At 61.1% G+C, this 13,954-nt stretch carries 13 protein-coding genes; 9 read left to right on the plus strand and 4 right to left on the minus strand.

All coding sequences use genetic code 11. The features are described from left to right. The first annotated feature begins 49 nt into the window (after positions 1-49). The gene (locus AB0H88_RS45830; RefSeq protein WP_357655490.1) at positions 50-718 is read left to right on the plus strand and encodes a Type 1 glutamine amidotransferase-like domain-containing protein; all 669 of its coding nucleotides are present in this window, start codon (positions 50-52) and stop codon (positions 716-718) included. Positions 719-1,822: 1,104 nt separating this feature from the next. Here AB0H88_RS45830 and AB0H88_RS45835 read toward each other — a convergent pair. Then, the gene (locus AB0H88_RS45835; protein ID WP_357655492.1) at positions 1,823-2,959 is read right to left on the minus strand and encodes a hypothetical protein; all 1,137 of its coding nucleotides are present in this window, start codon (positions 2,957-2,959) and stop codon (positions 1,823-1,825) included. A 2,233-nt stretch (positions 2,960-5,192) separates the two neighbouring features. Here AB0H88_RS45835 and AB0H88_RS45840 point away from each other — a divergent pair. Beyond that, the gene (locus AB0H88_RS45840; protein WP_357655495.1) at positions 5,193-5,702 is read left to right on the plus strand and encodes a hypothetical protein; all 510 of its coding nucleotides are present in this window, start codon (positions 5,193-5,195) and stop codon (positions 5,700-5,702) included. Positions 5,703-5,815: 113 nt separating this feature from the next. Continuing rightward, positions 5,816-7,345, plus strand: coding sequence for an ATP-binding protein (locus AB0H88_RS45845; protein WP_357655498.1), 1,530 nt, complete (start codon positions 5,816-5,818; stop codon positions 7,343-7,345). A gap of 499 nt (positions 7,346-7,844) precedes the next feature. Here the strand turns inward: AB0H88_RS45845 and AB0H88_RS45850 are convergent, their stop codons facing one another. Then, entirely contained in the window at positions 7,845-8,048 is a 204-nt protein-coding gene (locus AB0H88_RS45850) for a hypothetical protein (protein ID WP_357655500.1), read from the minus strand. A 430-nt stretch (positions 8,049-8,478) separates the two neighbouring features. Then, a complete protein-coding gene (locus AB0H88_RS45855; protein ID WP_357655502.1) occupies positions 8,479-9,084 on the minus strand; it encodes a hypothetical protein in 606 nt (201 codons plus the stop codon). A 240-nt stretch (positions 9,085-9,324) separates the two neighbouring features. Between AB0H88_RS45855 and AB0H88_RS45860 the strand changes: the two genes are divergently transcribed. Next, positions 9,325-9,888 carry an NUDIX hydrolase gene (locus AB0H88_RS45860; RefSeq protein WP_357655505.1) on the plus strand — a complete coding sequence of 188 codons (564 nt, stop codon included), beginning with the start codon at positions 9,325-9,327 and terminating at the stop codon, positions 9,886-9,888. On the opposite strand, the gene AB0H88_RS45865 is transcribed toward AB0H88_RS45860, so the two are convergent. Continuing rightward, positions 9,866-11,263, minus strand: a complete 1,398-nt coding sequence (locus AB0H88_RS45865; protein ID WP_357655508.1) for a helix-turn-helix transcriptional regulator — start codon at positions 11,261-11,263, stop codon at positions 9,866-9,868. The two genes, AB0H88_RS45860 and AB0H88_RS45865, sit on opposite strands and share 23 nt — an antisense overlap. 34 nt (positions 11,264-11,297) lie before the next feature. Between AB0H88_RS45865 and AB0H88_RS45870 the strand changes: the two genes are divergently transcribed. The 5 genes from AB0H88_RS45870 to AB0H88_RS45890 all read left to right on the plus strand — a co-directional run bounded on the left by AB0H88_RS45870 (position 11,298) and on the right by AB0H88_RS45890 (position 13,881). Beyond that, entirely contained in the window at positions 11,298-11,627 is a 330-nt protein-coding gene (locus AB0H88_RS45870) for a hypothetical protein (protein ID WP_357655509.1), read from the plus strand. Further along, positions 11,624-11,959, plus strand: a complete 336-nt coding sequence (locus AB0H88_RS45875) for a hypothetical protein (RefSeq protein ID WP_357655510.1) — start codon at positions 11,624-11,626, stop codon at positions 11,957-11,959. Before AB0H88_RS45870 ends, AB0H88_RS45875 begins: the two co-directional genes overlap by 4 nt. 303 nt (positions 11,960-12,262) lie before the next feature. Continuing rightward, a complete protein-coding gene (locus AB0H88_RS45880) occupies positions 12,263-12,979 on the plus strand; it encodes a GntR family transcriptional regulator (protein WP_357655512.1) in 717 nt (238 codons plus the stop codon). A gap of 180 nt (positions 12,980-13,159) precedes the next feature. Beyond that, complete coding sequence (locus AB0H88_RS45885; protein WP_357655514.1) at positions 13,160-13,570, plus strand: plasmid replication, integration and excision activator; 411 nt, start codon at positions 13,160-13,162, stop codon at positions 13,568-13,570. Beyond that, complete coding sequence (locus AB0H88_RS45890; RefSeq protein ID WP_357655515.1) at positions 13,567-13,881, plus strand: hypothetical protein; 315 nt, start codon at positions 13,567-13,569, stop codon at positions 13,879-13,881. The genes AB0H88_RS45885 and AB0H88_RS45890 overlap by 4 nt, the downstream gene beginning before the upstream one ends. Positions 13,882-13,954: the final 73 nt, after the last annotated feature.

The following is a 13,954-nucleotide window of genomic DNA, read 5'->3' on the forward strand; positions in this document are numbered from 1 at the left end:
CCGGGTCTACACGTCACACCGCTCCGTCGCACTCAAATCAGGAGGCACCTTGAAGCTTCTTCTCACGTCCGGAGGCGTCACGAACACGAGCATCCGCGACGCGCTGGTCGACCTGCTGGGCAAGCCGATCGCCGACTCCAGTGCCCTCTGCATCCCCACGGCTGAGTATGGCCACCCCATGTGCACGCCAGCCTCAGCCTGGCGCTTCATCGCCGGACAGACCCCGGCACCCATGTGCGACCTGGGCTGGAAGTCGGTGGGCCTCCTCGAGCTCACCGCACTGCCCAGCATCGGCAAGGACCGCTGGGTCCCCTGGGTCCGGGAGGCTGACGTCCTGCTGGTGGACGGCGGCGATGCGACGTACCTGTGTCACTGGATGCGGCAGTCCGGGCTGGCGGATCTCCTGCCGTCGCTGTCCGAGACGGTCTGGGTGGGGGTGAGCGCCGGCAGCATGGTGATGACCCCCCGGATCGGTGACTACTTCGTCGAATGGACGCCGCCCACCGGAAGCGACCACACCTTAGGGGTCGTCGACTTCTCGATCTTCCCGCACCTGGGACACGAGCTCATGCCGGGAAACACCATGGCCGACGCTGAAAGGTGGGGCGCCGACATCGCGGGTCCGGCGTACGCCATCGACGACCAGACGGCCATCAAGGTGACCGACGGCACCGTCGAGGTCGTCTCCGAGGGCCGCTGGAGGTCCCTTTCCTCCTAGCCACCGAAGCCAACCGTGAGTGCGCGAGGCGCCCACTCATGCCGCAGATTGCGTGCGCCGCCGGGTTCTTGGTCATTGCCGACGAAGAGGGCGTTGCAGCCGACGACAACAAAGGCGATTACAGCGAGGCAGCCCCATGCCCCGCCCTGGTTGCCTGACTTGGATTTGCTGGGCATGGCGTCCCCTCCTGCTCCGCGTGGACACGAACGGTATGTGGGACGCTGCTTTGCGCTACTTAGTTGGCGGGAGAGCCCTCATCCAGAAGGTTCCAGGGCCCCCGTCATGGCGAGCGCGGTGAACTTGCTGCCGAGCGCAATGGCGGGATGGTCTGGAGAGATTTGTCGCACCGTTCTGTGACACTCTCAGGATGGTGAACGTAGAGGAGTTGCGGCCGGTACTGCGGGCCGCCTGGGGGTCTGACACCTGCGATCCAGTAGGCCGGGAACAGTGGCGGCCCGACAACCCGGCAAGGAGCCAGTGCGGGACCACGGCATTGGTCGTCCAGGATCTCCTCGGAGGTGACCTGATCCTTGGCGAGGTCCAAATCAGCGGGACCAAGGTCTGGAACCACTATTGGAATCGGCTGCCTGACGGCACTGAAGTGGACCTCACCTCCGATCAATTCCAGCCCGGCGAGGTTGTTGCTGGTGGTCGCGTGCAGCACCGGCCGCCGGATGCGCCCCGCCGGTGCCGCGAGCAGTACGAGCTGCTCCGACAGCGGGTAGTTACCGCTCTGTCATCGCCACCACTCGGTTCCGCGCCTCAACTCGGCCAATCACCCTTCACATTCGATCGGTCACTTGAATAATGGCGGAGCGCGTGTGCGGCGGCGCGTCAGGCTTGGGGACATGGAGACCGGTTCCGTGCGCAGGATTCTGGCCGTGAAGCCGGATGGTCCATGGCTGGTGCTTGTCCATGGGACCACCTGGAATGTCGAGTCACGAAACACCGGGGTGGACAAGCCCCTTGCCATATCGAGGATAGGGCTCCTACCGCTGCCGTGCTCGGCCCGCGCAATCGTGAGCAACTCGATTGTTCATGTGACGTTCGGTAGCCAATCATGGATCGGACTGTTTCTCGCACATCGGATCTATTCAGCTACTATCAGGATTCCATGCGAAATTGAACTCGATCTCCATTCTCCATGACTACCTGGACGACGCCATCTTGCATGGTGGCCGCAGGCGCATTAATTGACGGTGGCTCCGCTCGGAGGGCACGAGGCACGTAGGCTTCTGAGCCATTGTTCCACTGCTCGATCATTACCACAAGATCGGCACACTCCGGAATCACCCCGAGCCTGTTTGCCCACCACTTACGCCAAGGATTCAGAATTTCGCGGATTTCTGCTCTGCGAAGCTCGTCTTTTTTCTTATTGAGCTCAGAGGACGCCCTCTTTCTCTGTGCTTCCTCCTGCTGTACTCCTGAGGCTCTCCCCACACTTCGCTCATGATCACCTAGAGTAGGCGACCTTTCGGGCTGTCCTGCGTGATCGGAGAAGCATTTTTGCAGTACATCTAGCAAGCAGATAGCTGTAGCCCGCATGCGCCTGTCGCGATCATGTTTTACGCAATGGATCAACATCTCTACTGGCACCAGAGGAATGGTATTACCAGAGCCTCTGTCAAACCACCAAGACCTGCTTCTTGTTATTAGCGCAAATACCCCGGCCCTGAAAATATGTGGTTTCACCTTAGCCGGGAGGCTTCGATTCCAGCAGCTCGCCAAATAACCAGGGAAATACACATGACCTGCGTCGTCAGTAAAGTTCCCCTTGCGAGCATGGATTTCAAGAAGCATGGCAGCTTCAGCGATCGCAGTCCTATCAATAGGGTCGTTTCCGTATGCCGAGTTGTAGCTGTGCTCGCCAGCCAGAACCTGCCCTAGGACCCACGTAGCCCCCCCGACGTCTATCTTCCCCTTCTCCCATGCAGGCTCCAGCGCGCGTAGCGCGATGTGAGCCTGCCCAAGCATCACCATTGCGGGCAGTAGGCCGGACTCCCTCTCCACGGCCCCTTCCGGAAGGGAGTTGATACTGTTGAGGACGGCTTCCATTCGGAGCCTTCGCTGTTCTCGCATGTTGTGGCGCTGTGTAACGAACATTGCGAGGACTGTAGCTACAGTAGCAAGACCGCCAGCAATGAAGGCGAGGAACGTCTCTACCTGCTTTGAATCCGGCTTTGGCCCATCAAGGCTAACCATGTCGGCGCGTTTCATCATGAGGAAGGCGAGCACACTCATGACTACGATTACAATAGCGATCGGCGGATAAAACCAATTATTCTTTATCAGCCACCAGGCGCGCTGTGGATGCATACGATTTCGGAAATAGGCAACGCGACGCATAGCTCCCCCATTAGTTGACGCCACAGTCACAGGCCGTTACAGACTGCTACATCTTAGTAGAGTCCGACAGACGCAAACAGTCAAGGAAAAAGACCACGAACTTGGGGCAATCATTCGGCTATGAAGATGAGATGCTCTACCTACTGGTTGCCTGGGAGATTGCTATATTAAGAACGACTGGACTGAGAGCGCGTTTAAGAGAACGATCAGCGTCGATTGCAGCATTGCTGAGCGGTCTTTAGCTTGATAGAGCCTGATCGGCCGTGCGTCTTTGCAAGTATTTCCAATAGGGATTACGCTTCCGAAGCTCTCCCGTGTCTCTCTCTGAAGATCCCCATGTCCCGGAAGTTCGCCACGAACAGATTGACTTCAGGGAGGTCCTCGAACTCTTCCCGCGCAAGATAAGTGGCTGCCATGGCCCGAGGACTCATCCGGCGCAGGCTGTACCCCAAGATCCGCGCACACCTGCTCATACTCCTGCCGAGACGTCCCACGCGGGAACCGCCGCCCGAACTCCCCACACAACTCCCTGCGCTCCCGACGAAGCTCAGCCATGATCCCCCACCCCCGATCACGGGCAAGCCGCAGAGAAACCGTCTCAGCAAAAGTCCGATCAGGCGGGCCGGCACGACCATCCCTGATCCCCGGGCTGAAACACTCCTCGTCACTCAACGGAACCAGCTCCAACTCGGCGCAGGCCCGTTCGTACTCCTCGCGAGTGAACTGTCCGCCCGGCCGAACCCCAGAGGCAACCCGTGCCCGCTCCAGCACCGACCGTAGTTCCCGCCAGAACGGATCGTCCGGGTTGTAGGGACCCACAGGCGGAGGGATCTCCTGCAACGGCATATCCAACACGCTAACCAGCACCACCGCGCCACCGCGCCACCGCGCCACCGCAGCGAAACGACCGCTTCGACTTGTCCTCGCCTCCGCGCGACACCAGCGGCATCCTTCAGCCGATGCCGGCCACGCTGCTGCCCTTGGGCCAGGTCCTGGTCAAAGATGCCTCCGGCGGGGGCCTCAGGCTCCGAGATGATCTCGGCAAGCCGCACATTGTCAGTGGCTGATGTGGGGCCGGCTCCTCCCGTCACCGTCGCCCAGGACAAGCCGAGCGGGCCAAGGGCTGGAGGCGACGGGAAGATCCGGCGAGAGCGGTGCGTGCGTCCGCACGGGGCAACCGAACGCGGGTGATCGCCGTGCCAGATCCGTGCCAGATGCCACGGGAAAACAGAGGGAACCACGGGCACACACGGGCGATCAACGAGAGAGGCCCCTCACCGCGTTTCCGCTGGTGAAGGGCCTCTTCTTGCTGGTGTGGCAGGTGCAAGGTTCGAACTTGCGTAGGCTGAGCCGACGGTTTTACAGGGCGTCGCAGTTAATGGCCTGACAACCCTGTTGAGCTGCGAAGATGCCGCGTTTGGCGACCCCCTCGCGAACCGTCTTCCGGATATATTCCGGATCTTACAAGCTCGAGCCCTGCCCAGGCTTTCCCTTGACATCAACCCTGTTGCATGGTGGGGCTGGGTGAGGAACGAACTCTGTACCGTCGAGCGCACCAGCCACGTACGGCAGCTAGTCATCGACAGGCGATCGTGAGAGCGGTATCTGTGCGCCGCGATGAGGACCAAACCGCATTAGCAGCTCGGGTCCTGCCCGTCCCGATCGGTTCAACCTGGACCAACGGGGGTGGCCGGTCTGTCTTGAACGGAGCTGTACGGCGGTGAACTGCAACCCAAACTGCAACCCGCGCAGGGGTTCGAGTTGCGCGCCGCGCATGCCTCCGCCTACCTGACGCTCCTATGTCAGGCAACTGCTTCGGCAGCTCTGGCCGGCATCGTACGCGCCGTTGGCTCCCAAAAGCGAAGTGCCGGCGATATACGGACTCGCCGCGAAAACTATCTGACCTGCGCCTATATAGATCCGTCCACCTCAGTGGGGGCGCATTAGGAACCAGGTAGTGGCAAGCCTATCGCCATCGCTGGAACATGCAGCGCAGCCAAAGACTCCGACTACCCATGGACCTAGATACGGACAAAGATGAATAGATGGGACATGTTGTCGTTCGGGTTGATTTACTCTCCATGTAGGAGTTAAGCTGATCGGCTGCCTAGATAAAGAGGTCTAAGCAATGCCAGCGATCACACCAGCCGATCAGATGCTCCTCCATATCTCGACCTGCAAAAAAGCCGCCATTGACGCATTCCCAGTAGGCGGAGGAAGACATCCATTCCCTCTGGCGCAACTTGTCCAGCAAGTGATATCTGATCGCTTAATTCTAGCTGGCGAACACTTGCGTGCCGGGGATCAACTATTGTTCGCAACACAGTATCGCTCGGCAATTAGCCGTCATTATTATGCAATGTATCAAGCTGCGCGCGCTATAGTATTTGCAGAGACCCGTGGGGACGATTATGAGCGCCACAGCATCCTTCCGCGAAAGCTGCCACCCCACATGAAAGACGCAGCTATACGAGAGAATGAACTAACAGACGCCCGCCTATTGCGCAATCAAGCTGATTATGATATATACCCGATAGGCCAATCCGACTGGGAGGATGAGGCCCGCCAGCTAGCTGTAACTTCCGCTGAATTTGTTCAGGCCTGCGAGGACTTCGCCTCAGGAAACGGACACATATGATGTCAGCAAACGATTACGCGGCCCGCATCAAGCAGACTCTAGTAGAGGCTGGGGTCACTATCACTCATATAGAAGAACGCACATTCCCTGGGGAAAGGTGGTTTATCATATGGGTGGCCGAAGACGGGCTCATAACAGCACAAAGTCTAGCGGGCTCAATTGAGGCTGAACTAAATGACGTTGCGCATGCGGAGGGCAACTCTTTCGTAGTCACGTTCCGGCCGAACCGGGACGAAGAGAAAGAAGTTAGCGAAGAGAGGAATCAGGGAGTTCTATCTAGCTCCAAAGCTGATCAACTAATCCAGCTCCTTGAAGCGAGATCTCGCACCTCTGATGCTCTTCCAAGTCTTAAGTACATGGAAGATCCGCGAGCAAGCTTGGCAGCCATTGGCGCATCTAGGCATCACCTGGTCTACGGTCGAAGAGGTGTTGGAAAAACTGCTCTGCTCCTTGAAGCGAAGCGTCTAGCCGAGAAGCAGGGGCATGTTGCTGTCTGGATGAATGCTCATACGCTTCGGCGTCTCGACGCGGCACCTGCGTTCCTTGTAGTTGCGGAAGCTGTACTCAAATCACTCACGAAGCACGCAGGATCTTCCCAAGGGGAATCATTTAGCCGCCTTAAAGAAGCTAGTGCGAATATCGCCGACCTCCGTACGATGGAGACAATCTCCGAGAAATCAGTCGGCGAGATTCTCGCAAATCTCAACTCGTCCCTGCGGATGGTTCTTCGCGAGGGCCTAGTTCGCCTATATCTCTTTATAGACGATTTCTATCTCTTCCCAACCAAAGCTCAATCTCAGTTGCTTGACTACATTGCGGGAATGCTGCGTGATTGTGATGGCTGGCTCAAAGTAGCTAGCATCGAGCGTCTCACTCGTCCCTTTGAGCCCTCGTCAAGAATGGGGCTCGAAATCCCGCACGATGCATCAAAGATCGACCTAGATGTCACCCTCGAAGATCCTTCCGCCACGCAGTCGTTCCTTGAATCTGTTCTCGCTAATTACACAACAACGGCGGGGCTCAACAAGCCGTCCAGTATTGCGAGAGATACGGCGCTAGGCCGCTTGGTTCTCGGTTCTGGAGGCGTTCCACGCGATTACCTTAACCTGTTTGCCTCTTCGATCGTCGCTGCTCGATCACGGCCTAAGGCTCGTGAAATAGGTAAAGAAGATGTCGCCGATGCTGCTGGACGCGCTGCTCGTGGAAAGAAGCGTGACCTAGAGCAAGATGTTGCCTCCGAAACCGCCGGAGCCCTTCTTAGGGCACTAGAAGGTTTGTCAGCACGCGTGAAGAGTGCCGGCTACACCTATTTCCGGATCGATATAGCCCAAAAATCTCATAGTTTCTATGAGATTTTGGCGCAGCTCGTTGACTTGCGATTTGCGCATCTTATTCAGGCATCACTTTCTGATCAACACAAAGCGGGGGTAAAGTATGAGGCCTATGTTCTCGATCTCAGCGAGTTCACGGACGTCCGCCTGAAGCGGGGACTTCATGTCCTCGATCTGGAGAATGGCGGGTGGACTTACCGGCAAAGCGGAAAAGCTGGAACAACGAAGAAACTCACAGGCACGCTATTCCGGGACCATCTACGCCAAGCACCGATCATTGATCTCGAAGAAATGTCGATCCAAACGATGTGACCTGGCGATGAGCTCGATCTACACGACTTGGAGGCTGAATCCGCAGACGCATCTACGGTGTCAAATCTTGGGCGTTCCGACGATACGAATCCGAGGAATCCCAACACCCGCGTTCACGAACTTCCATGCATCACAGCACTTCAGGTTGCCCCTATGCCTTAAATTAGGCTCTACCGCCTTCTCGGAAATGAGAGCCCCCGGAGGACCTCCCGGGCTCTCATGGTGAGTCGACTCAGCCCAGGTAGGGAAGGTCGGCTTTGGATGGATCAGAAAATCACAGTGGGAGACATTCCCCGCACATTCCTTGAACCTGCGGATTAAAAGATCCAGTTCGCGCCGTTCCAGATCGTTCAATGCAGGTCAGGGCGCATGGGCAGTCCATCCTGAACGGCTGTGAACGGCCTCGTACCGCAACCCGAAATGCAACCCTGGCGGCTCGTTGATCGCTTCCTTGTCGGAGCGTCCGATTGTCATCAAGGAGTGTAGACCGGGCCTTCGCTCAGGTGTAGACGCCTCGCCCGTACTCCCCGCGAGGCTTCGTGAAGTCCTCGAAACGTACCCCTCGAAGGTACTCGTAACGTTCGTTGAATCTGTCGATAGCTTCGTGGATGGTGTCACCGAACTGTTCACGCATGATCATCAGCGCTGGAACGATGCGCTCAGCAACGATGAGATCGTCGATGGCTACCCATGCGTCTTCCATAAGAGCATCTTCCGCCAATGTCAGCTTGGGAATTGCAGGGATCTTGGCTCGTAGGGGCGCTGACCTGGGACTGAGGCCGGTCGTGAGTGACCGTGGTTGACCCCTCGTTACCGCCCCTAATGGCACGCTAATGGCACGACGATCAGCCCGCTACCTGGTGTTTCTCGCGCAATGCGCACACGCCGGCCGCCTGATCATCCCGTCTGCCGTCGACCCGCCCGAAAGGGAGGCGGGCCAGGGCCACGGGGTCAAGGTGGAGCGCCCCACTGGACGAACGACCTTGACCCCGTGGCCCTGGTCTGCTCGGCTTGTCCCGGGTCGATGGCGGGCGGGATGATCAGGCTTCCACCTCAGCCACCTACGGATCTCAAGACCACGCGGCGCTCATCCCGGAGCCGGAGCGCCCCCGCCGGAGGCGCTCTTGTCATCCCTACACGTTGTCCGTCGAAGCCAGCATCATGTCCCAACGTGCCCGCTGAAGCCGCGACCTGATCGCGGTAATCTCATCCGCAAGTCGTTCCACCTGCGGGATGCTCCACCGCTGCCGGGAACTTTCGCGACGCATCCGACTGCGGTCCGCGTGGTACATGACCGCATCCTTATCGAGTCGGCCGTAAGGACTGTCGCTACAGTATTCCTTGCACTCGTGCCGGAAGAGGCACTCGCGGTACCAGATCCCATGGACAACGACGTTTCGGCTATCGCGAAGAGGAGGAATCTTCGGCAAGCAGCCCGAGATGCTCAGCAGGTATTCATGCCGCTTACGGCGCCAAGATGAGTGTTTGCTAGAGTCTTCTCGCTCTATCAATGCCTCGTAAGTTTCGAGCTCAGAGGCGATGAGGAGCTTCACGTAGCTTGCCAGCCAGTCCAAGCTCTGGCCCTCTGCGATAATCCAGATTTGGTCACCACCGATTAACTCGCTGAGGGCGCACCGAAGCTCCTCTTCCAACTCCGCTGACGCCATGGCTACGCGTCCTACAGCAAAGATCAGTTCGCGGTCGGTAGAGTCCGTTGGATCTAACGTCGTGCGTGCCATGCGTTCAATGATGCTGGTAACGCGACCCCGTGGCGAATGGTTTCGCTTGCTATGCGCGGCACGCGCACGTCGCGCGCGAGAACGGCCCCCAGGCCGCACGCGCAGCGTGCGGGCGTGCGCGGGCCGCGCGGCGGCGCGGAGCGCCGCCCTTGATCTCTATGAGCGCTATTCGGCAACGTTCCCGGACTGTCGCTGGGAAGTGCGTGTACGTCGGGGTTGTGGGCCGGTAGCTTCGCAGGTGTGGCTGATGACGCTGAGCTGACGCGCTGGGTCGTGCATGGGGAACGGCTGATCTACGACAATCGGTGGATCCGGCTCGGCATGGCCGATGTTGAGATCCCCGGCGGCGAGCGATTCGAGCATCATGTGGTGCACCTGGATCGGGCCGCTATCGCGGTGGTCGTCGACGAGCAGGATCGGGTTTTGCTGATGTGGCGCCATCGGTTCGTGTTCGATCGGTGGGGGTGGGAGCTTCCCGGTGGTTTGGTGGAGGCGGGTGAGGACCCCATGACGACCGCTGTGCGGGAGGTGGAGGAGGAGACCGGGTATCGGCCTAAGCAGGTCGAGCACTTGGTGAGCTATCAGCCGATGGCCGGCATGGTGGATTCGGAGCACAGTCTCTTTCTGGTGCGTGGAGCCGAGCTGGTGGGCAAGCCGGAGGGTGAGGTGGAGGCCGATCGGATCGAGTGGGTTCCGATGTCGGAGATCCCCGGCATGATCGCCCGCGGTGACATCTGGACGTCGGGGACGTTGATCGGTCTTCTCCAGGCTCAGCAGCGGCTCAACGGCCAAGGGCGCGGTTGACCGCTCGCGACAGTTCGTCGATGCGTCGTCGCTGACGGCGAGAGCCGGTCATGGTGGCGAGCTGCTGCGCTCGCTGGATGTGCGGTTGAGCGGCCTCTGGTTCGCCAGCCGCGAGCAACGCATGCCCCAGGTCGCAGCGGACGCCTGACTCGGCGCGGTTGTAGGTGCCGTCCATCCCGGCCAGTGCTGAGCGCAGGTCCTCGACGGTTCCGGGGTCGCCGAAGCGTAGGAGGCAGCTGCCTCTCCAGCGGGCGAAGTGGTGGACGTTGATCGATAGGTAAGGCATCTCGGGGTCTCCATCGCCTTCCGGCAACACGGCTGCGGCCTGGTCGAGCGCGCGGCGGCAGGCGCCCTCGTCCCCGAGTACGGCGGCGGCTTCTGCTTCGGCTGCTGCCAGCCAGGTCCGCAGCCGTGCGGGGACGTGGCTGCGGTGGGTGGCGTGGATGTGTTGGAGGAGTTCGGCAGCTTCGGCGGGTCTGCCGAGGTCCATGAGGACGTATGCCTGTTCGCCGGAGACGTAGGCGAGGACGGCGGGGTCGTCGGCTTCGCGGGCGGCGGCTTTGGCGTGCTCGTAGTGGTTCCAGGCGTCGTTGAGGGCGACGGTGTTGATGGCCTGCCATCCGGCCAGTGACGCGGTCTCGGCGAGGAGGTGGGCCAGTTGGGCGCGAATGTGCGGGCGTACGGCGTGGTGGTGGGCGCGTTCGATCTGGGCTATCTGGGCGCGCATCTTGTCGGCGATGGCGATGCTGCCGAGTCGGCGGTCTTGTAGGCGGAGGTTGTTGGTGTCTGTGGTCAGGATCATGACCATGGTGGGGTCGATGGCTGAGGCGGCGTCCAGGCGGGCGGTGAGTTCGCTGGTCTGCTCCTGGTGCTCGTTGTCGTGATCGCCGGTTGGTGAGGCGAGGTCGAGCGGGGCCAGGCCGAGGAGCATTCTGGCGTGGTCGGGCAGGCCGAGTCCGGTGGCGATGCGTTCGAATACCGCCAGTTCTTCGATGGGGCCGGCTGTCCCGTTGAAGATCTTGTTGACGCGGGGTTGTGCGATCTCGGTTGCTGTCGCGATGCGTACTTGGCTGAGACCGCCGTATTTGGCGGCTATCCGGAATAGCCCGGTGATGTCGCGCTTTTGGAGGATTTCGCGGCTTTCGTCGCGGTCCCACACCCATTCTGGTATGTCGATGGGGTCGAACGCGCTTTTGCGCATGTGGACCTCCGGAAGTCGGCTTCCAGGTGGTGTATTGATGTGCCGCAGACGCGATATGGCTTCGAGGTATAACGCCGTGGGATATGTATAAACGGTCTGGCTGCTCATGCTGTCGGGCATGACAACTCCGGTCAGGTGTACCGAATGCGACGGCCGAGGATGGAAGATCGTCACTCGGCGCGGTCACGTCGCGGCATCGAGGTTGGGCATGGCCTCGTCCGCCAAGGAAGACTGCCTGTACTGCGACGGCCCCGGGCAGGGCGGCGTGCTGGGTGAGCTGTTCGAGTGGGAAGTCCGCATCAGCATCGGCGACGGTGACGAGCTGGGCCCTTGCGGGTCGAGCCCGTTCCAGGCCACCTCCATGGACGCGCTGCGCACGGCGATGCGGGGCATGCCTGACGGTGCGTGCGTGCGGGGGCGCATCGTGCACAGCGTTTGCGACTTCGGTGCGGCCCCCGACGACCGTTCCCGCCGCGAGATCTTCCGCGCTTCCCTCGACCCGGCGGGCATGGTGCGGTTCGAGCGGGTGGCCGAATGAACGCGCCGAAATTGATCACGATTGATCCGCGCCATTCGGCCGAACTTCTCCGGCAGGCGCTGGCGGGGAAAGGGATCGCTGCCGATGTTCACGACGGTTACGGGCTCGCGCTGGTATCGGTCTGGGTCGGTCTGGTGGTGTGGTGCGATGGCCGGCACTTCTGGTGGCGAACGGGGTGGAATGCCACGCGTCGGCGGGTCATCTATGCCTGGCATCCGGCGGTTGACCCGGTCCGGGCCGCTCACCGTATCTCCATGCAGTATGCAGACCTGCGGGCCGCACATTCGGGCAAAGGGCCGCTGGCTGATTTCGTGCGTGAGGTCGAGCCATGAGCGATACGGCCTTCTGGGGATGCGGGGTGGAGAGTGTCCGGCGAGACTCCGTGCTGGTTCAGCATGCGGTACGGACGCACGGTACGACGGCGTGGTGCGGGGCGTCAGTCCAGCCGGTGATGATCGGCAATTGGCATCTGCCCTTCGTCCCGACTGGCTCGGCCTCCTGCCAGGAATGCACCGAGCGGTGGGAGCAGGCCGCTAAGGCGGCACGGAAGACTGCCGTGAAAGGGCCCTGACAGGTCCTGTCTTAGCCAGTACTGTACTTGTGCGGACGAGCGCAAGAGTGAACGGACGGCCAAGATGAGCATGGACTTCGCCCCGCCGAAATACGCCCAGGTTATGCGGGCGATTCAGGAGCGGATCGAGTCGGGCGAGTACGCCCCTGGTGACATGCTGCCGTCCGAGACGCAGTTGGTGCGTGAGCTCGGCGTGGGCCGTACCACGGTGGTGCGGGCTCTCCAGACCTTGGCCATGCAGGGCTGGATCGAGCGGGAGCACGGGCGCGGCTCGTTCGTGAAGGGCCGTCCCGACAGCGGGGGCGAGCGCGTCCGGCCGAGTCTGAGCACGGCGGAACAGGGTGAGAGCGCTGACAGCCTGGTGGAGGTGGCGCGCGTTTCGGCTCCTCGGCACGTGGCTCGGCTTCTCGGTGTGGCTGAGCGGACGCCGGTGATCGTGCGCAGGCGGGTGGCCCGTCAGGGGGAGGTCCCGTCCGCGGTGGAGACCGTGTGGATTCCCCTGGAGATCGCGGTGGGCACCGACCTGGACAAGCCCGAGCCGCTGCGCAACGGCATCCGCCGGCATCTCCAGGCGGTCAAGCACCTGCGCTTCGATCACATCACGGAGCGGCTGTCTGCGCGGAAGCCCACCAAGGAGGAAGCCGAGTTGCTCGGCTCGTCCAACCCGGTGCTCGGCGTGCTGGCGTCCGTGCACGACCCTTCGGGAGCCGTACTGCTGGCCATGAGCCTGGCGCTGCCCGGCGGCCTGTACGAGCTTGAGGATGTCTTCAAGGTGAGCTGATTTTATCCATAGACCCAGCTTCAGTGACTAACTGACTAGCGGGCCGGGATTAGTGACTGACTGACTTAAACACAGCAAGCACAAGACCACTTGTGCGGACGAGTTGGATCAGCTACTCTCAACTTATGCGGACAAGTGGACGAGCGAATGAGCGCTCTCCCCGCTGACGAGAGGAACCGCATGGCAATCCAAGGCCCCATCCCGATCGGCTTCGACCAGGTCTTCCCGCACGGCTGCTACATCGTGGGACAGGTCGAGCAGGTCAAGGACTTCGACGCCTCGACCAACGGCAGGACCGTCTACGCCAAGGACAAGACGACCGGAGAACCGGTCTGGCAGGTCCCGGTCATGGACGGCGACCCAACCCTCAAGGCGTCCCAGAAGACCGTCGCGGTCAAGATCCTGTCCGCGACCGAACCCGTCGCGCCACCCGCCGCGGCCGGTCTCCCGATCACTCCCGTGGAGTTCGTCGGGATGACCGTCACCCCGTACGTCGGCCAGACCGGGCGGCTGGCCTACTCCATCCGCGCCACGGGAATGCGCCCGCCGCGCACCAAGCAGACCCCGGTCAGCAAGGAGGCGGCGGCGTGAGCCTCGGCCCGTACACCTACGTCACGCTCTCGATGACTCAGGCGCAGACTCCGCGGCTCATCGTCTCCTTCCACACCAGCGAGGTAGGGGTCCGCGCCCACGTGATTGACGAGCGTCGCCCGTACTTGGCATTCAGCACGCCGGAGGCGGACGTCTCGGTCTCCACCACGGGCGGCGGGCCGGTCACCAACGCCGACCTGATCCTGGCTCGCGACATCTACAGCGCTGCCGCCCGCTACCTGGCCGACTGCGAGCGCTTGCACATCGAGCAGTCGGCCACCGGCAAGGCCACCGACCAGACGGCGGCCTGACAGATAAGGCGGGGCCGCTGGAAGCGGCAACTTCCGGCGGCCCCTCGGTTCTCCCTGATCTCACTCACGAGAG

The organism is Nonomuraea sp. NPDC050680, from assembly GCF_040654555.1.
In the GTDB taxonomy this organism is placed as follows: Bacteria; Actinomycetota; Actinomycetes; order Streptosporangiales; family Streptosporangiaceae; genus Nonomuraea.